Origin of the sequence: Halomonas sp. SpR1 (assembly GCF_031010175.1) — a bacterium.
Taxonomy (GTDB): domain Bacteria; phylum Pseudomonadota; class Gammaproteobacteria; order Pseudomonadales; family Halomonadaceae; genus Vreelandella.
In genome coordinates this window covers 43,383-66,242 of sequence record NZ_JAUAMB010000023.1, presented here as the reverse complement: position 1 = coordinate 66,242, position 22,860 = coordinate 43,383, and the positions used below count along the sequence as shown (strand labels likewise).

Sequence of the window (22,860 nt, the reverse complement as noted above, 5' to 3'; positions counted from 1 at the left end):
CCGTAATGCCTCAGTTCTTCATCCAGCGCCCAGTCTTCGCGTGGGTGGTCGCGCTGTTTATCATCCTCCTGGGCGTGATCGCCATTCCTCAGTTGCCGGTCGCTCACTACCCCTCGGTAGCGCCCCCGTCGGTGACCATCACTGCGACGTATCCCGGCGCCACACCGCAAACCATGAACGACGCCGTGCTCAGTCTCATCGAACGTGAGCTGTCCAGTGTCAAGAACCTGCTGTACTTCGAATCATCGGCCGATGCTTCGGGGTCGGCGTCTGTCATCGCCACCTTCAAGCCAGGGACAAACCCGGAACTGGCCCAAGTGGATGTGCAGAATAGACTCAAGGCAGTCGAACCTCGGTTACCTCAGGCGGTTCGTCAGGATGGGTTGAGCGTAGAGTCAGCGTCATCCAGCTTTCTGATGATCGTGGGCCTGAATTCCGAGGATGGGCGCTTTGATGAGATCGCCCTGAACGACTATATGGCGCGCAATATCGTCGAGGAGCTGCGCCGCATTGACGGTGTTGGTCGTGTGCAGCTGTTCGGTGCTGAGCAGGCAATGCGAATCTGGATAGAGCCGGAGAAGCTGATTGCTTTCGACTTGTCGGTGAATGATCTCTCGACCGCGATCATGGAGCAGAACGCACCGATTGTACCGGGCAGCATCGGCGCGTCTCCGGCCTTACCCGGCCAAAAGGTATCCTCGCTGTTGACTGCACAGGGGCAATTGAGCACGCCGGAAGAGTTCGCTGCTATCGTACTTCGCGCTAATGTAGACGGCTCCAACGTGGTGTTGGGCGATGTGGCGCGAGTCGAGTTGGGCGCTCAATCCTACGGCTTCTCCAATCGTGAGGATGGCCAGCCAGCGACGGCGGCGGCCATACAGCTGGCACCCGGTGCCAATGCTGTCCGCACGGCGGAAAGTGTCCAGGCGCGCCTGGCTGAATTAAACCAGGCGCTACCCGCGGGCATGAGCTCATCGATCCCCTTTAATACGGCCCCGTTCGTTAAGGTTTCTATCGAGAAGGTCATCCATACCCTCATCGAGGCGATGGTACTGGTCTTCCTGGTGATGTTGCTGTTCCTACAGAACATCCGTTATACGCTGATCCCCGCACTGGTCGCGCCGATTGCGTTGTTGGGAACCTTCACGGTGATGCTGCTGGCAGGTTTCTCAATCAACGTTCTGACGATGTTTGGCATGGTGTTAGCGATTGGCATCATCGTCGATGACGCTATCGTGGTGGTCGAGAACGTTGAGCGCATCATGGCCAAAGAGGGATTGTCGCCAAAGGACGCCACCATCAAGGCGATGAAGGAGATCACTGGTGCGGTGGTGGGCATCACCCTGGTATTGACGGTGGTGTTTATTCCGATGGCCTTCTCTAGTGGCTCGGTCGGTGTGATCTATAAGCAATTCGCCCTGGCGATGGTGGTCTCGATTCTGTTCTCGGCGTTTCTGGCGTTAACGCTGACACCGGCGCTATGCGCAACCCTTCTCAAACCCATTAAATCGGGGCATCACGACAAAGGCGGCTTCTTCGGCTGGTTCAACCAAGCGCTTAAACGTATGACCGCTCGGTACGAATCGCGTGTGGGAAGATTAGTCGCCCGTAGCGGTCGGGTCATGCTGGTGTTTGTGGTCATCGCAGGCGTGCTGGTGCTCGCCTTCCGCCAGCTGCCTTCGGCTTTTTTGCCGGAAGAGGATCAAGGCTATTTCATGGCCAGTATCCAGTTACCTGCCAATGCGACAACCGAGCGTACCTTGGATGTCGTCAGGGCGTATGAGTCGTACGTCATGGCGCGCCCTGCAGTGGACGGCAATATGTCTATTTTGGGCTTCGGATTCTCCGGGTCTGGCGCGAATACGGCGCTGACGTTCACCACGCTAAAGGATTGGGGGCAGCGCGGCGGTGCCACGGCGGCGAGTGAAGCGGAAGGTGTTCAGGAAGCCATGAGTCAACTGAACGAAGGGACGGTGATGAGTATGTTGCCGCCGGCCATTGATGAATTGGGCACCAAGTCCGGCTTTACGATGTTCTTGCAGGATCGACGCAACCAGGGGCCGGCCGCCCTTAAGGCTGCCGAGACGAGGCTGCTTGAACTGGCGGCGCAGAGCAAGGTAGTCAGCGACGTCTATTCCGACGGCCTTCCGGAAGGTGCGAGCATTCGTCTTGACATTGATCGTCAGAAAGCCGAAGCGCTCGGGGTATCGTTCGCCAACATTAGCGAAATCCTGTCTACCGCGATGGGATCCTCCTACATCAACGATTTCCCGAATGAGGGGCGGATGCAGCAGGTGATTCTGCAAGCGGATGCGTCGGCACGTATGCAGGTCGACGACGTGCTCAAGCTACACGTGCGTAATAGCAGGGGAGGCATGGTGTCCCTGTCAGAGGTGGTTACCCCGGTATGGGACGAAACACCGCTACAAATGGTGCGCTACCTGGGCTACCCCGCCACCAGTATTTCCGGTAGTGCGGCGGCGAGGGCCTCCACCGGTGAAGCGATGGCTGAAATGGAACGTCTGGCGCAGCAACTTCCGCCCGGCTTTGCAGTGGCCTGGACGGGGCAATCCCTTCAGGAGCGGCAGTCCGCTGCCCAGGCACCCATGCTGGTTGCGCTGTCAATCCTGGCGGTGTTTCTGGTGTTAGCCGCTCTCTACGAGAGCTGGTCCATTCCGCTGTCGGTGATACTCGTTGTCCCGCTGGGGGTGCTGGGTGCGGTGGCTGCGATGCTGCTGCGAGACCTGCCTAACGATGTTTTCTTCAAAGTCGGTATGGTCACCGTGATCGGGTTGTCGGCGAAAAACGCGATCCTGATCGTTGAGTTTGCAAAACAGTTGCGTGAGCAAGGTAAGGGGCTGATGGAGGCCGCGGTGGAAGCCGCCAGTCTGCGCCTGCGCCCGATTCTGATGACCTCACTCGCTTTTGGCTTGGGGGTGGTGCCGCTGATGGTTGCGTTTGGCGCCAGTGCCAAAACCCAGCATGCGATAGGCACGGGTGTGTTCGGCGGCATGGTTAGCGGAACGCTTCTGGTGATTCTCTTCGTCCCGGTGTTCTTCGTTTTCGTGATGGATCTTCAGGAGCGCGTTAATGGCTGGCGAACCCCATAACGGGAAGTTATATCCAATTATTCAGGAGTTAAGTAGCTAATGTTTGCTGCTATCCCACAACGGTGGCTGGTTCTGTTTGCCGTCATGCTGGCGTTCCTGCCTGTTGTCATCGATATGACGATTCTGCACGTCGCGGTACCTGTGCTGACGCCGGCGCTGGGTGCCACGGGTACTGAGGTGCTGTGGATCATCGATATTTATCCGTTGCTGATGGCGGGCCTGCTGGTGCCGATGGGCACCCTGGCTGACCGAGTTGGTACGCGCCGTGTGCTGCTGACCGGGCTCTTGGTGTTCGGGGTGGCGTCACTACTGGCGGCATTCTCGACGACACCCGCCATGTTGATCGGTGCTCGAGTGCTGCTAGCTATTGGCGGGTCGATGATCATGCCCTGTGTCCTGGGTGTCATCCGCAAAACCTTCGAAGACGAGCGCGAGCGTGCGATGGCGCTTGGCTTATGGGGAACCGTGGGGGCCGCGGGCGCGGCAGTGGGCCCATTGATTGGTGGTGCCTTGCTGGAACATTACTGGTGGGGCTCGGTATTTCTCATCAATGTGCCCATCATGCTGGTGGTGGCGCCGGTCGCCTATGCGCTGCTGCCACGCCGCGAGGCGACGACACCGGGCAAATGGGCGTTCGGTCAGGCCTTGATTTTGCTTGTTGGCATCATCGCTGTGGTCTATGGCATCAAGTCTGTGATGGGAGCGGGACAGCCACTGTGGCGGGCTGGATTAGTGCTCTCTCTGGGATTAGCGATGCTGGTTTGGTTTACACGTATCCAGCTGCGTTCGACGATGCCGATGCTGGACTTATCGCTATTTCGCCACCCGGCCATCGTCGCTGGCATGGTGATGGCGCTAGTGGCTTCCGGCGCGCTGGCAGGCGTCGAGCTGACGCTGGCGCAAGAGCTGCAATATGTGCTGGACAAAACGCCGCTGCAGGCCGGCCTTTTCATGGTGCCGATCATGGCGGCCGCAGCAGCCGGTGGCCCCGTTGCGGGCTACCTCTCCAACCGGTTTGGCTTACGGCGGGTTGCTAGTATGTCGATGGGGTTCGCGGCAGCCGCTCTGGCCTATCTGGCGCATGCTGACTTCCACGCGCCTGACTGGACAGTGCCAACAGCGTTGGCCGTGCTGGGGCTAACGTTGAGCATCGGCCTGACCGCTTCCTCAATTGCCATTATGGGGGCCGTGGACGCCAGTAAAGGAGGGGCAGCAGGTTCTTTGGAAGCCACCGGGTATGAATTGGGTAGTGGGCTAGGCATCACCCTATTCGGGGTTTTCATGGCCAGCGTGTACACCAATACCATCGTGCTGCCGTCACACTTGGAGCCAGCCCTCGGTGCACAGGCTGAGCGCTCGATCAGCGACAGCATCGTTGTGGCACAAGGGCTTGCCGCAGATCAGGCGGATGCACTCATCATGGCCGCGAAGGCGGCGTTCTCCACCACGCACTCGATCCTACTGACAGTCGCGGCGATTCTGATCGCTTTACTGTCGGTGGTGGTGTTTTGGATGCTGGGTCGCCACTCAGACAATGTGGGAGCTCATGAGTGATGGTGGTCGGGCTCTGGAACATCCTTATGGTTCTAGCTCCGATCTAAGCTGTCAATTTAAGCGTGGTGGGTTGCCTTGGCAGCCGCATATATGGGCAATGCTGGACACGAATTACTCCCTAAATTTAACAAGTAAAAGCGTTACCTGTTTTAAGCTCAGAGCTTCCCCGCAGACTGTGATTGCATTGAGCTAGCAAGCACTTTCCATAGGTGCTCAGCGGCAGGAGTGAACCTTCTTCCTTGGCTGCGGATGAGGTGGCAGGTAGCGGTATGTGACAAAGGATGTTCAATAGGAATTGCAACAATATCCCCACGTTCAACCAAAGGGCGGGCGGATTGCCGCGTCATGAAGGCAATACCTAGCCCTGATATTGCTAGCGCAATAGCCGTAGAAAAGTGATTGCACTGGTAAGCGGGCAGGGGGGCTAGGTGTTGGCTGCTGAACATCTCATTGATGTACTGTTGGATGCCGAATTGTTCAGCCATAAAGATCAATCGCTGGGGGGCCAGGGTTTCAAGTGTAATGGCTTCAAGGCCTGCCAAAGCGTGATGTGGCGGTACTATGGCGCAAATAGGGCCGCGGTTAAAGCTGCGAACCATGACCGGTGGATCGCCTAATGGACCAAAGCTGATCGCCATATCCACTTTGCCCCGCAGCATCATATTGATTGTTTCACTCATGTTACCAGAGTGAATATCTACAAACACATCAGGGTAATCTGCGCTGAACTGTTGGAGAGGCCCTTCCACAAATTCACTGATCATACCCTGCCCGACCCGTAGGCTGACACTGCCTCGACGCAAGTGGCGCATATCCTGCAGTGTCTCGGATAACTGACGCCGCCGATATAGCATTTCCCGGTGGTGCTCGATCAGTAGCTTTCCCGCCTGGGTCACCGTGACGTTTCTTCCCTGTTTTTGGAGTAAGGGAATTTGCAGATGTCGCTCAAGTAGTGCTATTTGGCGGCTGATGGCCGAAGGATTAACGCCGACTGACTCGGCAGCCGCTCTCACACCCCCTTGCATGGCAACCTCGTAAAGGTAAGCCAGTCGATGTTCGGTAATTCCCTGATCCATGCGTTGTTGCACCATTTTCTCTATCCTTCATCGGCTTCTTAACCGTTGCTATGAACGCAACGATTCGGCTGCGCGCTTCTTATTCTTTCCTTGTTACGCCCCTCACATACTGACCGTGCGCTTAATAGCACAACGCTGTTTTGGGTTACTGCTATTTAGAAGCTGCCATTCTTACTCGAGAGGCTATATGAATACCCTTCACACTTATCTGCAAGAGCATCAGCATTCTATTCTCGATGATATTGAAACCTTAGTACGCGCTGAATCGCCATCCAATGATAAAGCCGCAGTGGATGCCTGTGGGCAATTGTTGCGCCAGTTATTTCAAGACCGGCTCCAATGTCAGGCGGAAACGTTCCCACAAACTGAAAAGGGCGACCATCTTGGCTTCACGCTAGGAGAGGGGGATCGTCAGATTCTTATTTTGGGGCATTTCGACACGGTTTGGGATATCGGTCGGCTCGCTATCCGCCGTGAGACGGACAAGTTTTACGGTCCCGGCATTCTGGATATGAAAGCCGGTATTGTACAAGCCATTTGGGCTGTCAAAGCACTTGTTGAACTCGATGCGCTTCCCAATGCCCGCATTCGTTTTCTATGTACCAGTGACGAGGAGTTAGGTAGCCCTACTTCACGACAACGCATTGAGGAGGAGTCGGTTGCTAGCGATGTAGTGCTGGTTGTTGAACCTGCCACGGCGAATGGCAGCGCTTTGAAAACGGCACGCAAAGGCTCTGGACGCTTTTACATGCATATAACGGGGAAAGCGGCCCATGCGGGCAACAACCCTGAAGAAGGGGTGAGTGCGATTGAGGAGCTGTCCCACCAAATTCAGTACTTACATAGTCTGGCCGACCCCAGCCTGGGAACCACCGTGAATGTGGGGATGGTGCATGGCGGTGGGCCACTTAATGTCGTACCGGAGAAAGCCGAGTTAGGGATTGATGTTCGGGTAACAATGCTGGAAGAAGCCGAGCGACTCTACAATGCCATTTATCAAAGTACTCCCTTTCATCCCAGCGTAACGCTAACCGTGAGCGGTGACATGACCCGCCCGCCGATGGAGCGCACACATGCTACGGCTCGTCTGTTTGAGCTTGCACAGCATGCTGCTGGTGAATTAGGCATCGAGCTCACGGAAGCCTCGGTAGGGGGAGGAAGCGACGGCAATTTCGCTGCAGCCAAAGGTATTCCCACCCTGGATGGACTGGGTGCAACCGGTGCTGCCCCCCATGCGGAGTATGAGCACATCGAAATAGCCTCAATTGTACCGCGTGCGGCGATTCTGGCTGCATTGATACGGCAGGTCTGATACGCCATCAGCTGTATATCAATGCGAAAAATAAATAACTATATGAAAAAATATTCAGGAAATTTCAACGTGAAAACTAGATCAACACAACGAATGGCCATGCCCGATGCCTTTGTGATTCTGTTTGGGTTATTACTGGTGGCTTGGCTATTGAGTTTCTTTATTCCCTCGGGCCAGTTTGAGCGAACCACAGAGGGGCGGCCTACGGTTATTCCTGGCAGTTTCCACCTGGTGGAGTCTAGTGGCCTTAATTTTTTCGACATTTTTCTTTCGATTCAGAACGGTTTTATCAGCTCAGCAAACCTAATCGCTTTAGTGCTGGTAATGGGTGGCGCGATTGCCGTGGTGGAGTCTACCGGTGCGATCAATGCAGGCATCAAAAGCTTGGTTGATAAAGCTCGCGGGCGTAAATATTTGCTCGCGATTGTGGTGTCTTTTGTATTTGGCGTGGTATCTGCCATTGGCGTTGGGTCGAATGCCGTTATTGCCTTTATTCCGCTGGGTATCGTGTTGGCACGAGCGCTTCAGTTAGATGCGATTGCGGGAATAGCCATTGTCTATCTGGGCTATTTCTCGGGCTCAGCGGCTGCTGTATTCGATCCTATTACGCTGGGGATTGCTCAATCCATAGCAGGGCTGCCGCTATTTTCTGGCGCGCCGCTTAGGGTGGCACTATTTTTCGTGCTACTGGCAGTGACAATTGCTTATGTGTGTCGGTATATCAAACGCATTAGCGAGGATCCCGACCGTAGTTTGATGGGGAGTCAGCCCTTTAGCACTGAAGCCATTGGATCAGATGATGAGGACTTAACGTTTACGCGTCGGCATCTGGTCATTTTAGGCTTCTTTGTTGCCTGTTTAGCGGTGTTTATTTATGGCTCTTTAGGGTTGGGGTGGGGCGTTAATGAGCTTTCAGCCATCTTTATGATCAATGGGATAGGCAGCGCAGCACTCGCTCGTTTCTCGCCTAATGAGTTTGTGCAGATGTTCATGAAGGGCGCCCAAGGTATGTTATATGGTGCCTTTATTATTGGCATTGCCAAAGGCATTACGGTGCTAATGGCCGAGGGGATGATTCTAGATACGGTAGTGAATTCAATTTTTGTGCCCTTGAGTACGCTTCCCTCCATGTTGGGGGCGCTCGCTGTCTTTGTATTCAACCTCTTTTTCAATTTTTTGGTGCCTTCTGGTAGTGGTCAGGCAGCTGTCGTGATGCCGATTTTGACGCCACTTGCAGATATGCTCGATATCACTCGTCAAACGGCTGTGATTGCATTCAAGCTTGGCGACGGGATTACCAATATTATTACGCCGACATCGGGTGTGTTGATGTCTGTGCTCGCCGTGGGTGGCGTACCATGGAGTAACTGGGTTCGTTTCGCGTTTCCGTTGGTATGCCTCTGGACGCTAGTTGGGACAGCCTTCGTGGTTATCGCCGTATTGATTAATTATGGGCCGTTCTAATCAGGCGTAGGAATACGTCTGTCAGCATTCAGAGACGTTCGGAATAAACAACCAAACCGCCCGAGTTGAGCGGTTTGGTTCCTCAATCATGATATCTATAAGATATCGAATGACATAATATAGCGTATTTTACCCCTACATCAGGGTGTCTTAAGACTTCTTAGATTGTAAATTGATTGTCGCTAAAAACTTGATTTTTAATATTTCTATTTCAAAAAAAACTGAACATGGAAAGTAACAGTCCCAATGTCATAGGTAGACGGAAAGCTAGTCGATCAACGAACTCGCCGGTGACGTTTCCTACTAAGAGCCTTGCCGCCACATCTCCGCTAGTGGCCCTCCTACCGGAGAATCCTCGGGCAAGGCCACGGCAGCCACTCGTTCTAGTGCCGCCGCAAGCTGTGCCGGGTCGCCGCGTTCTATTTCTGGCTCTTGGCCTGGTGGGTAGGCGCCTACCATACAGAAGTCATCGTCTGCCTCCAGGCTGGCATGTCCAACCCCGGCGGGCAGCACCAGCACATCGCCCGTGTAAAGCATCACCTCTTGGCCGTTGGGGCCACCCAGCCGCGCCTTGGCTTGGCCTTGAAAAATGCCTAGCGCCTCGTGGGCAGTGGAGTGAAAGTGGTCGAAGTCATACAGGTGGTAGCGCCACGCTGGCGGCCAGCCGTGCTGCTTGAACATGCTTTCAAAGGTATTGGCCCGCTCCTCTGCATTGCTGATGTCGAGAACCTGGCGGTAAATCAGTACGGGCAGGGGGGAGTTGGGATAGCCGGTCGCTGCATCGCTGTCGAGATGGAGTCGTTCTGGCTGGGGAATAGACATCCTTGCCTCCTCGTTCCTCGTTGGGGTGTGCTTTCAGCATGGTTTTAAGCATAGTTTTTAAAACAGTTTTTTGCATAGCCGAGAAAACCAATAAGAGACTGGCTGCTTGTTTTGTGGGTAACCGTCCCGCCCCCTCATTTTCTATTCGATTGTCTTAATAGTCTCAGCCGGTATCATAGCGTTGATGTTGATCATCGTTACGCCCTTTTACCGCGAGCTGCTATGACCCAATCTAAAACGCCCTTCATTGTGGTGCTGAGCCTGGCATTGACCATGATGCTGGGCCCGTTTTCCATGGATACGTATCTGCCGGCCTTTCCGGTCATCGGCGAATCGCTGGGGATTTCTCAGCAGGCGGTATCGTTGAGTGTTTCGGTGTATGTATTTGCGTTGGCGTTGGGGCAGTTGATCGGCGGTGCGCTTTCGGATCGCTTCGGACGGCAGCGGGTTCTGATGAGCGGGCTGGTGATTTTTGCGTTCTCAAGCATTGCCATTGGGATGTCGGATTCCCTGAACTCCCTGCTCGGCGGGCGGGCCATTCAAGCCATTGGGGCCGGTTTGACCTTGGTATCGGTACCCGCGTTAGTGCGCGACAGAGTGGCGGGCCGCGACGCCGCGAAGCTGTTCTCGATGATGGGCTTTATCATGGTGTTGGCGCCGGGCATTGCGCCGAGCGTGGGTAGCGCGATTCTGTTGTTGGGTTCCTGGCACACTATCTTCTTCGTCTTGGCGGCATACGCGCTGCTGCTGGTGCCATTGCTGGTGCGCGTGCTCTTTACCGGTTCGGGCAAAGTGTCGCGAACGAAAAGCCCTCAGATGAGCCTGCTGGCGCGTTACAAACTGGTGCTGTCGACAAAACCAGCCTTGCCGTTCATCGTTTGGCAGGCCGCTTCTTTTTCTACCCTGATGATGTTTATCACCTACGCCTCCTTTATCTATCAGGGGCACTTCGGTCAGTCGCCCTCGAGCTTTTCGATGCTGTTTGCGGCGAACATCGTCGCGATGCTGATCTTTAATATTCTCAATCGGATGCTGCTTTCCAGGTTGCCGTCGCTGCGTATCCTGCAGTTGGCGACGGGCTGTCAGGCAGTGGGCATCGTATTGTTGGTGATGGCTGCCTTCATGGAGTGGCCGCTGTACGCTTTCCTGCCCGCCATGATGCTGACCATTGGCTCGATAGGGGCGATCTCGCCGAATATTCAGGCCTGTTTTTTGGAGTTCTTTCCCACCAGCAGTGGAACGGCCGCAGCGCTTCTGGGCGCCGCCCAGTTCGGTATCGCCGGGATTCTGAGCGCATTGTCTGCCCTGCTGCCGCATACGCTTGGAGCAGTTATCCTGGCCATGGCTGCCTGCGGTTCGGTGGCGTATTTGATGCTTGCCCGCTCAATCATCAAAGGGCGTGCCGCTGTCGAGGCACGCTGAACCTGACTGCACTCTCTTACCAAAAGCCCCGTGTTAACCAAAACGCGGGGCTTTTTTTATTTCTTGATCAGATGCCGCTGGTATACAGGCGTTGCGGATATATGACGGGTAGCCCGGCTGGTGCATAGCCTCATTCGTGTATCGCAATCATGAACAAAAGTTCAAAATAAATGATTATGATTGGTATTATCACTATTGACTCGGGGGTGCTAGCTTCGGATACTCTCACGGCCTTTCATAAGAGAATCATAAGGCGCGAGGGTAGGTTTATTCACTCCAAGGGATCTTCAAAATGACTGATAGCAATAGCACAGTCCGGCGCAACGCAGGTCGGGTAAGGTGGCAGCAGACCACTACCGCCATTCTGTGCGGCACGACGCTGGTGACTATTCCCATGCTCGGGAACGCTCAGGAAACCGGCGACGGCAGTGACGATAATGAGGGATATCGCCTCGCCCCCATTATCGTCAACGCCCAGGCCTACGCCGATGATGATGCCAATTCGATAGTGGCCCAGGAGCTGTGGGTGGGCGGTAAGGTCGCTACCAGTATTCTCGATACACCTGCCTCCGTGTCGGTCATCTCTGAGAAGGAGATCGAGCAGCGCAACGCCTCCACCACCGAGCAAGTTCTACAATATACCCCAGGGATTCTTACCGATTATTACGGCACCGATGACCGGAACGACTATTTCAAGATCCGCGGGTTCGAGGCCACCACCTACCGTGATGGGCTGACATTAGGCTCAATGCGCGGTGTTCGTGAAGAACCCTACGCCTACGAGCGCGTTGAGGTGTTGCGTGGGGCCAACTCCACTCTGTTTGGCCCGGCGGATCCAGGTGGCTCGGTCAACTTCGTGAGCAAACGGCCAAGGTTTGAACGTTTTGGGGAGGGCTATCTCTCCTACGGTTCATTCGACGCAAAAGAGGCCGGTGTGGATGTGGGTGACACGCTTAACGCTGACGAGACAGTGGCCTACCGTTTCACCGGTACTATCCGGGACAGCGATCGCGAATACGATCACTCTAAAGACAACAATGGCTTCTTGATGGGCGGCCTAGCCTGGGAGCCAACTGAGTACACCTCAGCGAGTGTTATTTTCGACTATCTGAAGCGTGACGACACCCCCAATAGCGGTGGTTACCCACTCGACCGGGAGTATGATCGCAGCGACTTCTTTGGTGAGCCTGGTTTCAACTATCACGACGTTGAGCGCACTAGCATCACCGGCCAGCTTACCCATGATTTCAATAACGGCCTGACGTTGCGGGGTAACCTGCGTTACAGCGATCTTACCGACGACTTCGGTTACGTCTATATCACTGACTCTGCAGCGCGAGTAGGCAGCGTGGTGGATCGCGATTATTTTGGCTCCGACAGCGAAGCACAGGAGCTGATTGGTAACGCTATTCTGCAGTACGACGCGCGCTTTGATCGGGTCGATAGCAGTACGTTGGTGGGTGTCGAGTATCGGGATGCCTCAACCGAAGACAGTTCGTTTTACGGGGATGCGACCTCCATTGATATCGCAAATCCCGTCTTTAGCGGTGCGCCGAGTAGCCTCAACGTCTATAGCAGCAACAAGCAGGACTTCACCACCGAGTCGATCTTCCTGACCCAGAATTTGTCCTTCTATGATCGATTCATTGTGACCGCGGGCGTGCGCAACGACTCGATGGACGTATCCAGCACTAACATGGCGGGCGTCACCGATTCCGATGACTTCTCTGAGACCTCGCTCCGCGGTGCATTGACCTATCGCGTCACCGACGAAATTTCGACCTATATCAGCATGGTAGAGTCGGTCGCACCGCCTACGATTGGCGTTGAGCCAGAACGGGGCGAACAGTACGAAATTGGTGCGAAATACGCCCCCTTTGGTACCAATGCGCTGTTCTCGGCGGCTATCTATGACCTGACCCGGGATGACGTCACTATCGCCGTTGTACAGGACAATGGTGTTATCGAGCGGGAAACCGTGGGTGAATCCCGAGTGCGGGGCCTTGATCTGGAAGCGAAGGCTGAGTTGACCGATAGCTTCAGCTTGGCTGGTGGTTACTCCTATATGGAGTCAGAAGTGGTGCGCGATAGCAACGCAGCTAGAGAAGGCAATGAGTTTACTTCTGCCCCCAAACATACGGCTTCGCTGTGGGGCTACTATACCTTGCCAAGCCAGGATGTGAGCGTTGGCCTTGGCGCCCGTTACGTTGGCTCCTACTACTTTGATGCCGCCAATACGTCCAAGAGCAGTGCCGCAACGCTGTTTGATGCGGCCTTGAGCTACCAATTAACCCAAGACGCTGATCTGGCCGTTAACGTTAGCAACTTACTTGACGAGCAGCATGTGGTCGGTTCCAGTACGGCCGACTACTACAATCCAGGCCGTGAAATCAGTGCCAAAGTCAGCTATCGCTGGTGAGCTAACAGTACTGAATAAGCCAGCCAACTGATGCGTTCGGCAACTAAGGCAATAACCGAAACCCCCGCTTTTACAGGCGGGGGTTTTGCTTTTTAGACTTCTGTTAGGCCATCAACGATAAACACCCGGTAGTCGGCGCCCTGAAAGCGGTGCTTGCGGGCTTCCTGGTAGGCGGGGCTGTCGTACCAGGCACGGGCGGCGGCCATATCCGGGAAGCGCAGAATCACCGCCCCTTCCATGGCGCTGCCTTCGAGCACTTCAAAATCACCGTAGAAAGCGAGCGGTTGCGGGTCGTGGCCTTCACGAGCGGCTTTTGCCTTCTCGCCGTAGTGCTCCATTTCCTTGGTGTCGTGAGTATGTTCACGGGTTAGTACGACGTAAGCGGGCATTAAATTCTCCTTGTTTATCGTTCACTACTTCACGTCATTACCCAGCGCTTTTAATCGCTCAGGGCTTAGGGCTATGTCGTCATTTTTATTGACCCCGATACCTTGGTCAATGATGCCTTGGGCAATGCGCTTGGCGTCGTCTAGCGAATGCATCACGTAGGTGCCGCACTGAAACTCATTGAGCTCTGGAATCTCTTCCATACGATTAACTGCCAGTACATCGCGCATGGCGGCTAGCCATGCCTCGCCGACGCGCTCTTCCGTTGGGCTGCCCAGTAGGCTCATATAAAACCCGGTACGGCAGCCCATTGGCGAAATATCAATAATTTCGACGTTATCGCTATTCAAGTGATTGCGCATAAAGCCAGCAAATAAGTGCTCCAGCGTATGGATGCCTTTTTCACCCATCATATCCTCATTAGGCTTGTTAAAGCGCAAGTCGAACACGGTAATAGTGTCGCCGGAAGGCGAGTGCATGGTTTTGGCAACCCGCACCGCAGGGGCGTTCATGATGGTGTGGTCAACGGTAAAGCTATCCAGTAACGGCATGCTGTCTCCTTGCTGGGTTATACCCATTCAACTGGTCAAGGACTCAGTGTGTGGTACACCCCATTAGATGGCTTGTGAATTAATGGTTCAACGGCGCGGAGATAACCTCGACTGTCTCGCGGCGGATGGCGTTGTAAAAGCAGTTGGGTCTCCCTGTGTGGCAGGCGGGGCCTTGTTGGTCGACCCGTAACAGCACCGCGTCGCCGTCGCAATCTAGTCGTGCCTCCACCAGGCGCTGGCGATTGCCGGAACTCTCACCTTTGCGCCACAGGGTCTGTCGCGAGCGAGACCAGTAGCAGACTTGCCCGCTGGCCAGTGTTTCGAGTAACGCATCACAGTTCATCCACGCCAACATGAGCACTTCGCCGCTGTCGTGCTGCTGAGCGATGGCGGTGATCAAGCCGTCGGCGTTCCAAGGAATGGATTCGATCACTGCTGCCAACGGTCGGCGTTCGCCACGTTCGGCATTCTCTAGCTCTATCCAAATGTTCATGGGTGACTCGTATCGCTTAATATATATGATATAACATAACAGATATTGTGCCCGGAATCTTAATGCATGCCTGGGTCAATAGGCGACTTGGGCTAGCAGCGTTATTCGGGTTCGATGATGATTTCGTGCTTTCGCCGCTCATTCTCCAGTGTTGCCAAGGCGACTTGGTAACAATCTTCGATATGGCGGCTGCCCATGTACTTCATCACGCTGAAGCTGATACCACCAGCGACGGCGCTACCGACCAAAGGAACGAACTTCGCAACACCTTTGGACGCCACCTTGACGCCCATCTTGCTTAAAAGCATGACGATAAGTTTTTTCGTGATGTATTTACCGGCCATTTTGCTGCCGGTATTCGAGATGGCCGTCATCACAAAGAGCTTGGATTCGGTATCCAGGCTTTCGATTTGTTCAGGCGTTAAACCAAATTCCTGGTTAATTTTAGGTATTAGCCGCATCAATATGGCAACGTCTGAGCCTACATCCACCCCAGGTATGGGGATAAGCGCCGCGCCCGCAGAAAGGCTTGAACTCTTGGTGACCATCGAATGGCACGATTTTCTAATCGCTTCGAGTTCTTCTATTGATTCAATCATGATGAGATCCTTTCATTGATTGCCTGATTGCCTGATTGCCTGATTGCCTGATTGCCTGATTGCCTGATTGCCTGATTGCCTGATTGCCTGATTGCCTGATTGCCTGATTGCCTGATTGCCTGATTGCCTGATTGCCTGATTGCCTGATTGACCTAGTACTGGCTGAACCACTTCCTGGTTCACTTCCTTCCCTAGATACTAACATTACTGAACGCTCTTCGACGTCATTTGAGAATCGCTTGTAGTAAAGTCGTCGGCGAAGATAAAAGTGTCAAACGGTATTTGGAAGGATGCCACTGAAGCGGGAGGCTTGAATGACGAACTTGAGAACCCTATACCCACCGATCGAGCCCTACGAAACAGGCATGATCGATGTGGGGGATGGCCATACGGTCTATTTTGAGCGCGTGGGCAAACCGGGCGGTAAGCCTGCGGTATTTCTGCATGGCGGCCCCGGCGGTGGACTTTCGCCTAATCATCGACGCCTGTTTAACCCTGAGCGCTACGACGTTCTTCTCTTTGATCAGCGCGGCTGTGGTCGTTCAGAGCCCCATGCGAGTATAGAAGCTAACACTACGTGGCATTTAGTCGAAGACATCGAGAGGCTACGTGAGCATGTTGGCGTAACCCAGTGGATGGTTTTTGGCGGCTCTTGGGGGTCTACCCTGGGTCTTGCCTATGCCCAGACGCACCCAGAGCGCGTGAGTGAGCTGATTTTGCGAGGCGTCTATACGGTCACCCAAGCGGAAATTGACTGGTACTATCAATTTGGTGTGTCTGAAATGTTCCCCGATAAGTGGGCGGCGTTTCAGGCGCCTATTCCTGAAGTAGAGCGACACGATATGGTAGCCGCCTACCATCGCCGCCTGATGGGTGACGACCCTGCTGTCCAGCTGGAAGCGGCAAAGGCATGGACGATATGGGAAGGGGAAACCATCACCCTGCTACCAGACCCTGCCTTATCGGCTCCCTACAGAGAGGGACATTTTGCGTTAGCCTTTGCGCGTTTAGAGAACCACTTCTTTACCCACAAAGCCTGGCTGGAAGAAGGGCAGTTGCTTGCTAACGCCGATCGGCTAAAAGGTATTCCCGGCGTTATCGTTCACGGCCGCTACGATATGCCATGCCCTGTTCGTTATGCGCTGGCGCTGCATAATGCTTGGCCAGATTCCGAGTTCCATATAATCGAAGGCGCAGGGCATGCCTGGAGCGAACCCGGCATTCTCGACCAGTTGATACGTGCGACAGATCGCTTTGCTTTTTAAGTTAATATATACCGCAGAGAGCACTAATGGCGTCGAAGCTAAGAGTGGGTCAGCTGGTTTAGTGAACTACTCAGCTTTCTTTAGTCGATTCGTGTAAGGCAATGTTGGGTGTAAAACTCATAAAAAACTAGAAGATGGGAGTTTGGATGTTGTTTTTGGGTGATTTTTCAAGCGCCCAGAATAATTGTATTAAGTTTACAGGTATAGTCTTTCAATACATTTATTGAAAATAAAGTTAAATTAATCTAAGATAGAGCCCCTTTTGAATGATGCTAGCTTAATTTCTGGCCGTAGCTCGACTCGGCCACTCTTCTTTTGAATGTATTATAAGCCGCTCGACATTACGCTTTATATGAACTTTAACTATAGGAGATCTGCTGATGAGTTCAGCCAAAAAACGGCCAATTGCTTCATTCTTTCATTTTGGTTGTCGTAGTTCCCTACTGCTATTCTTTACTGCTATCGTATTGCCGCTTTCGGCGCATGCCACCGAGTGCGGTTGGCTGGAAACGGATCAGCTTGACCAAGCTTTTCCACAGTATGCACCGTGGCATGTCGTAACTGGTGGACAAATTGGAAGTTGCCGGTTCCTCAGCCGCAGTGATCGCGCTCCCAACGTGTTTGCCGCCAACCAGATGATCCATGAATCCGAACAAGCAGCTGCCGATTTCATAGCTACTCTACGACCGGAAATGGCGGCTTCATATAATGTGATGGATGCACCGGCTATTGGTGTGCAGGGGTTTTACTATCTACCCACTGAGCGCGCCAGTGAAGCAGCTAGCCGAAACGTGGGTTTCGCTGGCCATAAAGGTCGGGTCACGGCTTTGGGGAGCTTGGCTCTGCAAGATGCGGTTTCGTCACAGGATCGCGAAGCAGGAGATTCTCTGATCCAAGCGGCGCTGGCCGTTTCTGATAACCCTGAAATACTGGCAGCCGCCTCAGATTGCCGTTGGTTTAATGGCCCGTTGCTTAATCGCCTGCTTCCAGCCGGCGATGTTACGCAGAATGTTATGGGGGAAAACAGTTGCTTTGCCACTGACTCTGACAATGCCCTTCTGACTGTTTCTATCCAGCCCGCCTCTGAAGCGTTCCAACACCCCTCTACTGATGATTGTACAATCGAGAAACTTGACCAATTAGGTGATCATGCAAGCTTGAGCTACTCATGTAGTAGCGGTCAACCTAGGGCCAACGTCCAGCTGACCATCGGAAATTACATGATCAACTATGACCTAATACCCAAGCAAGAGCCCAGTCTGGAACAACGGCAAGCTTTGGTCGAACTCGCCGATTGGGCTCAACAGTCCAACAGTAGGCGCTGATCAAAAAAACGAGTTTTAGGCTATCAAGAGAGATTCACAATCAGGGGGCGCTTTGGGTGCTTTGTTTAATCCAACCACTGCCAGGGCGGTTCGTCCAGCCACCCCTGGCCCAGGATGGTCGTCTCGCCAAACGCTTTATCCAGCGCAATAGAGTTGCAGGCCTGATCTTGTTCTAGCGTTGCCACCAAGCGTGGCGCGTGGGAAACCACCCATACTTGGGTTTCCAGCGATGCACGTATTATTAGGCGCCCCAAGGAGGGTAGCAAATCCGGGTGCAGGCTGGTTTCCGGCTCATTTAACACCAGCAGGGAAGGCGGCCTTGGGGTGAGCAACGCCGCCACTAACAGCAGATAGCGAAGTGTGCCGTCGGATAATTCCGACTGGTTCAACGGGCGCAACAATCCTTCCTGCAGAAACTGCAGCACAAAGCGGTTACCGGCGTCGGCTGCAAAATTGATGCTCGCGCCCGGAAAGGCGTCTTCAATTGCTGCATACAGTGCCTCTCGATCACCGATCTCGTGAATGGTTCGTAAAGCGGCCACTAGGTCGTGGCCATCGTGATCCAACACTGGCGTGCGAGTGCCTATTTGCGGTGTGCGAATGATGGATTGCGGATCGGTTCGGAACTGATCGTAGAAGCGCCAGTTGCGGATTGTTTGTCGAACTGCATGGACTTCCGGTACGGCAACCGGGTCACTGATTTCGTTCAGAATGCTTTCGTAGCTGTTGAGGTGGGTGTTGTAAACTTCCCATTTGCGACCGACCCGCACTTTGACCACAGATCCCACTCGGTCGATCAAGCAACTGCTGGGGCGGCAAACTTCGCCTGCCCAGATGCATTCACGTTTTATTTCGGGGTCGAACTGGAACATGGAGGGATCCCCGTAGCCCGCAAACCCCTGGGGCGCGGGCATTCCCAACGAAATAGCGTAGCCAAAGTCTTCACCGACAAACCCCAGCCTGAGGCGGGTATTGCTTTTCTTGGCGGTGCCCTCAATGGGGGCAGAGCCGTCTCTCATGCTATTGGTGAGTTTTTCCGGGCCCGCCCAAAAGGTGTAATCGAGACCGCCTTCCTGGGCGATCGATGCGATTAGGTTGCCTTTAGCGGTGTCTGCCAGTAACCGCAACGACTTGTACAGGTTGGATTTACCACACCCGTTGGGCCCGGTCACCACATTGAGACCCGACAGGGAAGAGACAACGTTTTTCAGGCTGCGGTAGTTGGAGACGGCAAAGGCGTTGATCATAAGCTCTGAGTGGTTGAGGGACGAGCCGCTTTGGGCAGCGTAGAAGATGCCAGTTTAGCGCTATCGCTACCAGATACGAAGAGCACGCTCTTCGTCAAATGGCAAACTGAAAAAATTCTGCCGCCAAAAACGCTAGCTGCACTCCAGAGGTGGGTATCAAGGGGGCTCTGTCTATGAAGGGGTGGCGATTGTCCTGCATGGCAGTACATAGGGGGTTCGTGTAGCCGCTACTGATAGCGGAATCAGCGGGCTTAGCAAGCAGTGGGCCTTTCTTCAGAAGGGGCAGTTTTCGGAGGTGGAAAACAATGGCTAAGAAATACCGTAGCGACGCGATGGCCGCAATCCATGAAACCATGGAGGCACTGCATGAGGTCGGGGCTGTCGATAAAAAGACGATGCGTGACTTTGATGAGACTTGTCTAACCAATGCGGAACCGATTCCTCCTGAGGCTATCCGGACGCTTCGTGAGCGCGAGCACCTTTCCCAGCCTGTATTCGCCCGTTATCTCAACGTCAGCAAAAATCTGGTTTCTGATTGGGAGCGAGGCGTGAAGCGTCCTGGAGGGCCTGCTCTTCGGCTCCTCGCTGTGATAGAAAAAAACGGCATTCAGGCTATCGCTTAAAGCGAAGTTTTCAGTTAACTGTCGGCTATAATCGTAATGACTGGGTTAGGCGGGGTATGCACTGCCTGAATGCGGCCTTCCGCGAGGGTGTCGGGTAAGTTGCGTACGATGACAGACCCTCGATTAATTGTGCTGGATATTCTTTTGGCTATTTTTAAGGGCATCATTTTCTCTACAGAGCGTCATGATCAACCCGGGGTGGGCATTGTGAACCGAAAGCTCCCAACCGTGTGCCATGGCAATCTCTTGGCAGATCGCTAGCCCCAAGCCTGCTCCATGGTCGCGCCGATGCGCCCCACGCCAGAAGCGTGAGAACAGCAGGGCCAATTGCTCTGGTTCGACGCCTGGGCCACGGTCACGCACAGTTATTATATTTTCCTGGATCTCCATGCTGACGAGGGTCTGCTCGGGGGCATGCTGGATGGCGTTCTCCAGCAAGTTCTTGAGCAAGGTGAAGCATGCCCCGCGATCAGCCTTCCATGTCACCCCTTGATCCGGGGCAAGCACCGTTAAATGCACGTCGGCGGACTCTGCCATGCGCTGTAAGTAGGTAGAAGCCTCGTGGGCGATGTCCTGCATCCGAACAACGGTAAACTGGTAGCTGTGTGCCTCGCTCGCTTCGGCCAGCAGTAGCAGTTGTTGCACTTGGCGCGTCATGTACTCGACATCGCTCAATAGCGCCTCACGATCATTCTTACCATCTGCGATCAATTCAATCTGTGCACGAATCAACGCCAGTGGTGTTTTTAACTCGTGCGCTGCATGGCCGAGAAACTCCTGCTGGAGACGATAACCCCGCTCAAGACGTTCCAGGGTGTGGTTGAAGCTATCCACTAGTGGTGCAATCTCCGCAGGCACCGCGTCCGTATTCAGCCGGGCGTTGATGGAGCGCGGCGAGATGGCCGCCGCGGACTCCGACACGTCTCGCAATGGCTTGAGGGTGTAGCGCAGGGTAATATAGGCGCATAACCCGAAGGCGACGAACAGCACAAGTCCGAACACCGCCACGGCAGCGACCACCTGCGGAAAGGACACGGTATAGACGACGTCCAGGAACCTCGCACTGACCGCGAATTGCAGATACCACCTTCGCCCTTCATGCTCGAGGGGCTGCGTTGCGCCGTAGAAGGTCTTTCCCTCATGCTCGAAGGTGAAGTTGCCGCGTGCCAGCCGAACAAGATCGCCGTCGGCCGTCCAGAACTCCTCACCTGAGCTGGAAAAGACGGCCACGTTTCCGGCTTCATCCAGAATCCGGTAAGCCGCTTCGCGCTGCGGACCCTCGTACAGCCAGGCGCGATCCTCCAGACTCGAGTCGAAGCCGACGGGTCGGCCGCGACTGTCGAACTCGATATTGTTTACTAGCCCCTCTGCCGCGTCGGCCAGATCCATACGAGCCAGTAGATCGCTCTTAAGCACCACTGCAGCAGCAATTACCAGCAGTGTGATACTCAGCACCATGCCCGCCACATAGGCCAGCAGCACTTTCAGCCTCAGGCTATTTAGCATCATCCGCTTGACGAAGCGCATACCCCATTCCTCTGACGTTGGCGATCCGCTGGCGCGAGCCGATGGCCCGCAGCTTGCGGCGTAAACGGTGCAGGGCGACATCCAGGGCGTTAGGTGTTACCGCCTCGCTTAGGCCCCAGGCCGCCGCTTCCAGCGCGCTGCGGCGTACGACCTCATCGTGCTTGTATAACAGCAACTGCATAATGTGCAGCTCTGCCGGGGCAAGGGTAATACTCTCGTTCCCGCTAAACAGAACGCCGCTTTCAGTATGCAGTCTCAGGTCGCCGTGAATGGGGTCGATTGAATGGAATTCCACAGGGCGGCGTAGCAAGGCACGGACACGTGCCACCATCTCATCCATGGCAAACGGTTTGGGCAGGTAGTCGTCGGCGCCGGCTTCGAGTCCTTCTACCCGGTCATGCAGCGCATCGCGCGCCGTTAACACCAGGCAGGGCACGCTAAGGCCCGCGTTGCGCAGCTTCTTGAGCAATAGCAGCCCGTCCCCATCCGGCAAGCCGCGATCGAGCACCAGTGCCTGGTAGGATATCTGCTGAACGGCAGCCCATGCTGCATCAATGCGGTCAACCACATCCACGGCGATGCCAGCGTTCACCAGCCCTTGGTGCATTAGCTGGGCTAGGCGATCGTGATCCTCGATCAGCAGTATCCGGCTCATCAGAAGGTGTAAAGATAGCCAACTAACACGGCGTTTTGGGTCGAGCGATCCACCAGCGGGCTATCTTTGATTTCGTCCGCCAGGCTCGTGACCTCAACACCTACCAGCACAGAGTGATGCTGGTCAAACTGGTACACGCCGCGCACCCCCGCCTCGATATTGGTAGCCGACTCTCCCTTATAGGCGGGACGATCGAAGCGAACCTCATTATCGCGAACGCCGAAGTAGTAATCGACGTTCTTGTCGTCCTGCCAGGATGCCCCAACGTATGGGGTTAGCATTATATGTTCGCCGAATTCCCACGTTCTCTCCAGGCCAAGATCGACGCGCTGCCCGTCGCTGTTGCCGGAGACGTCGGTGAGCCATTCGGCGCTGACCTCGAACAGCTCGCTTTCCCACTCCACTTTGGCCCCCGCCCAAAAGCCGCCCTCGCGCTCACTCATGCCGTTGAGAATCGGGGCATCGCCTTGCTCGTAGCCGCTCCCATCGTACTGGGCGACGATACCGAAATTGAGCTGTTGGGAGTCGCTGATGACAAGACTCGGCAGTTTGAATTCGATTTCCGGGCCGAAGACACTAATGTACCGGTTTTCGATCAGGAGCAAGGGAAATGGAGTGTTTTCCCTGTCGATACCGGCATAGGGATCCTGTTCGCTTATTGCGCCTACGCCCAATCCCCAGGTGGTTTCGTCTGAATTTTCTTCGTCTGCGAGTACCAATGGAGACGCCATAAAAAAACCACTAATAAGTGTGGCTGTTGCCAACCCCCTAGCGGTGAGCTGAACTGTTGGAAATAGCGACTGATGAGAACTCATGTTTGCACTCCTAGCATTGTGTGTAAGTGAGAGCGTTATGGAAGTGCCATCATCAGGAGGATTGTCTTACGCGTTTCTTACTGAAAACGGATTTGATCAAGCGCTACGTCAGTAAGAAACGAGAAAGGAATACAGGCCGATAGTTGTTCAACAGAAGTGCTTGATGTCGCTTTTCATCAACGAACTGAACAATT

19 protein-coding genes are annotated in these 22,860 nt (G+C 54.4%); 9 read left to right on the top strand and 10 right to left on the bottom strand.

Annotation, left to right across the window (positions count from 1 at the left end; genetic code table 11):
* Positions 1 to 5 precede the first annotated feature (5 nt).
* Both QT231_RS15960 and QT231_RS15955 read left to right on the top strand, forming a co-directional pair.
* A complete protein-coding gene (locus QT231_RS15960; RefSeq protein ID WP_308337846.1) occupies positions 6 to 3,110 on the top strand; it encodes a multidrug efflux RND transporter permease subunit in 3,105 nt (1,034 codons plus the stop codon).
* 39 nt (positions 3,111 to 3,149) lie between these two features.
* The gene (locus QT231_RS15955) at positions 3,150 to 4,664 is read left to right on the top strand and encodes an MFS transporter (RefSeq protein ID WP_308337845.1); all 1,515 of its coding nucleotides are present in this window, start codon (positions 3,150 to 3,152) and stop codon (positions 4,662 to 4,664) included.
* 155 nt (positions 4,665 to 4,819) lie between these two features.
* On the opposite strand, the gene QT231_RS15950 is transcribed toward QT231_RS15955, so the two are convergent.
* The gene (locus QT231_RS15950; protein WP_308337844.1) at positions 4,820 to 5,755 is read right to left on the bottom strand and encodes a LysR family transcriptional regulator; all 936 of its coding nucleotides are present in this window, start codon (positions 5,753 to 5,755) and stop codon (positions 4,820 to 4,822) included.
* Between the two features lie 172 nt (positions 5,756 to 5,927).
* On the opposite strand from QT231_RS15950, the gene QT231_RS15945 reads away from it, so the two are divergent.
* Positions 5,928 to 7,052 (top strand): M20 family metallopeptidase, encoded by a 1,125-nt coding sequence (locus QT231_RS15945; protein ID WP_308337843.1) that lies wholly within the window; start codon positions 5,928 to 5,930, stop codon positions 7,050 to 7,052.
* A 69-nt stretch (positions 7,053 to 7,121) separates the two neighbouring features.
* Positions 7,122 to 8,516 carry an AbgT family transporter gene (locus QT231_RS15940; protein ID WP_308337842.1) on the top strand — a complete coding sequence of 465 codons (1,395 nt, stop codon included), beginning with the start codon at positions 7,122 to 7,124 and terminating at the stop codon, positions 8,514 to 8,516.
* 303 nt (positions 8,517 to 8,819) lie between these two features.
* Here the strand turns inward: QT231_RS15940 and QT231_RS15935 are convergent, their stop codons facing one another.
* Entirely contained in the window at positions 8,820 to 9,338 is a 519-nt protein-coding gene (locus QT231_RS15935) for a cupin (protein WP_308337841.1), read from the bottom strand.
* 222 nt (positions 9,339 to 9,560) lie between these two features.
* Here QT231_RS15935 and QT231_RS15930 point away from each other — a divergent pair, with 222 nt between their 5' ends.
* Positions 9,561 to 10,760 carry a Bcr/CflA family efflux MFS transporter gene (locus tag QT231_RS15930; protein ID WP_308337840.1) on the top strand — a complete coding sequence of 400 codons (1,200 nt, stop codon included), beginning with the start codon at positions 9,561 to 9,563 and terminating at the stop codon, positions 10,758 to 10,760.
* Positions 10,761 to 11,052: 292 nt separating this feature from the next.
* On the top strand, positions 11,053 to 13,179 hold the full coding sequence (locus QT231_RS15925; protein WP_308337839.1) for a TonB-dependent siderophore receptor: 2,127 nt from the start codon (positions 11,053 to 11,055) through the stop codon (positions 13,177 to 13,179).
* 92 nt (positions 13,180 to 13,271) lie between these two features.
* On the opposite strand, the gene QT231_RS15920 is transcribed toward QT231_RS15925, so the two are convergent.
* The 4 genes from QT231_RS15920 to QT231_RS15905 all read right to left on the bottom strand — a co-directional run bounded on the left by QT231_RS15920 (position 13,272) and on the right by QT231_RS15905 (position 15,209).
* Positions 13,272 to 13,568, bottom strand: a complete 297-nt coding sequence (locus QT231_RS15920; RefSeq protein WP_308337838.1) for a DUF1330 domain-containing protein — start codon at positions 13,566 to 13,568, stop codon at positions 13,272 to 13,274.
* 24 nt (positions 13,569 to 13,592) lie between these two features.
* Positions 13,593 to 14,117, bottom strand: a complete 525-nt coding sequence (luxS, locus tag QT231_RS15915; RefSeq protein ID WP_308337837.1) for an S-ribosylhomocysteine lyase — start codon at positions 14,115 to 14,117, stop codon at positions 13,593 to 13,595.
* A 79-nt stretch (positions 14,118 to 14,196) separates the two neighbouring features.
* Positions 14,197 to 14,610: a phosphoribosyl-AMP cyclohydrolase gene (gene hisI / locus QT231_RS15910; protein WP_308337836.1), complete on the bottom strand. Its 414-nt coding sequence runs from the start codon at positions 14,608 to 14,610 to the stop codon at positions 14,197 to 14,199.
* A 101-nt stretch (positions 14,611 to 14,711) separates the two neighbouring features.
* Positions 14,712 to 15,209: a hypothetical protein gene (locus QT231_RS15905; protein WP_308337835.1), complete on the bottom strand. Its 498-nt coding sequence runs from the start codon at positions 15,207 to 15,209 to the stop codon at positions 14,712 to 14,714.
* 314 nt (positions 15,210 to 15,523) lie between these two features.
* Between QT231_RS15905 and pip the strand changes: the two genes are divergently transcribed.
* Positions 15,524 to 16,474, top strand: a complete 951-nt coding sequence (gene pip, locus QT231_RS15900; RefSeq protein ID WP_374694406.1) for a prolyl aminopeptidase — start codon at positions 15,524 to 15,526, stop codon at positions 16,472 to 16,474.
* A 380-nt stretch (positions 16,475 to 16,854) separates the two neighbouring features.
* Positions 16,855 to 17,799: a hypothetical protein gene (locus tag QT231_RS15895; RefSeq protein ID WP_308337834.1), complete on the top strand. Its 945-nt coding sequence runs from the start codon at positions 16,855 to 16,857 to the stop codon at positions 17,797 to 17,799.
* A gap of 65 nt (positions 17,800 to 17,864) precedes the next feature.
* Here QT231_RS15895 and QT231_RS15890 read toward each other — a convergent pair whose 3' ends face one another.
* Positions 17,865 to 19,046 carry an AAA family ATPase gene (locus tag QT231_RS15890; protein WP_308337833.1) on the bottom strand — a complete coding sequence of 394 codons (1,182 nt, stop codon included), beginning with the start codon at positions 19,044 to 19,046 and terminating at the stop codon, positions 17,865 to 17,867.
* 305 nt (positions 19,047 to 19,351) lie between these two features.
* Here QT231_RS15890 and QT231_RS15885 point away from each other — a divergent pair, with 305 nt between their 5' ends.
* On the top strand, positions 19,352 to 19,669 hold the full coding sequence (locus QT231_RS15885) for a DNA-binding transcriptional regulator (protein ID WP_308337832.1): 318 nt from the start codon (positions 19,352 to 19,354) through the stop codon (positions 19,667 to 19,669).
* 123 nt (positions 19,670 to 19,792) lie between these two features.
* On the opposite strand, the gene QT231_RS15880 is transcribed toward QT231_RS15885, so the two are convergent.
* From QT231_RS15880 to QT231_RS15870, 3 genes are read right to left on the bottom strand one after another with little or no spacing between them, the layout of a single operon-like run.
* Positions 19,793 to 21,196, bottom strand: a complete 1,404-nt coding sequence (locus QT231_RS15880) for an ATP-binding protein (RefSeq protein ID WP_308337831.1) — start codon at positions 21,194 to 21,196, stop codon at positions 19,793 to 19,795.
* Positions 21,165 to 21,851: a response regulator transcription factor gene (locus QT231_RS15875; protein WP_088700735.1), complete on the bottom strand. Its 687-nt coding sequence runs from the start codon at positions 21,849 to 21,851 to the stop codon at positions 21,165 to 21,167. Before QT231_RS15875 ends, QT231_RS15880 begins: the two co-directional genes overlap by 32 nt.
* Entirely contained in the window at positions 21,851 to 22,666 is an 816-nt protein-coding gene (locus QT231_RS15870) for a MipA/OmpV family protein (protein WP_308337830.1), read from the bottom strand. The genes QT231_RS15875 and QT231_RS15870 overlap by 1 nt, the downstream gene beginning before the upstream one ends.
* Positions 22,667 to 22,860: the final 194 nt, after the last annotated feature.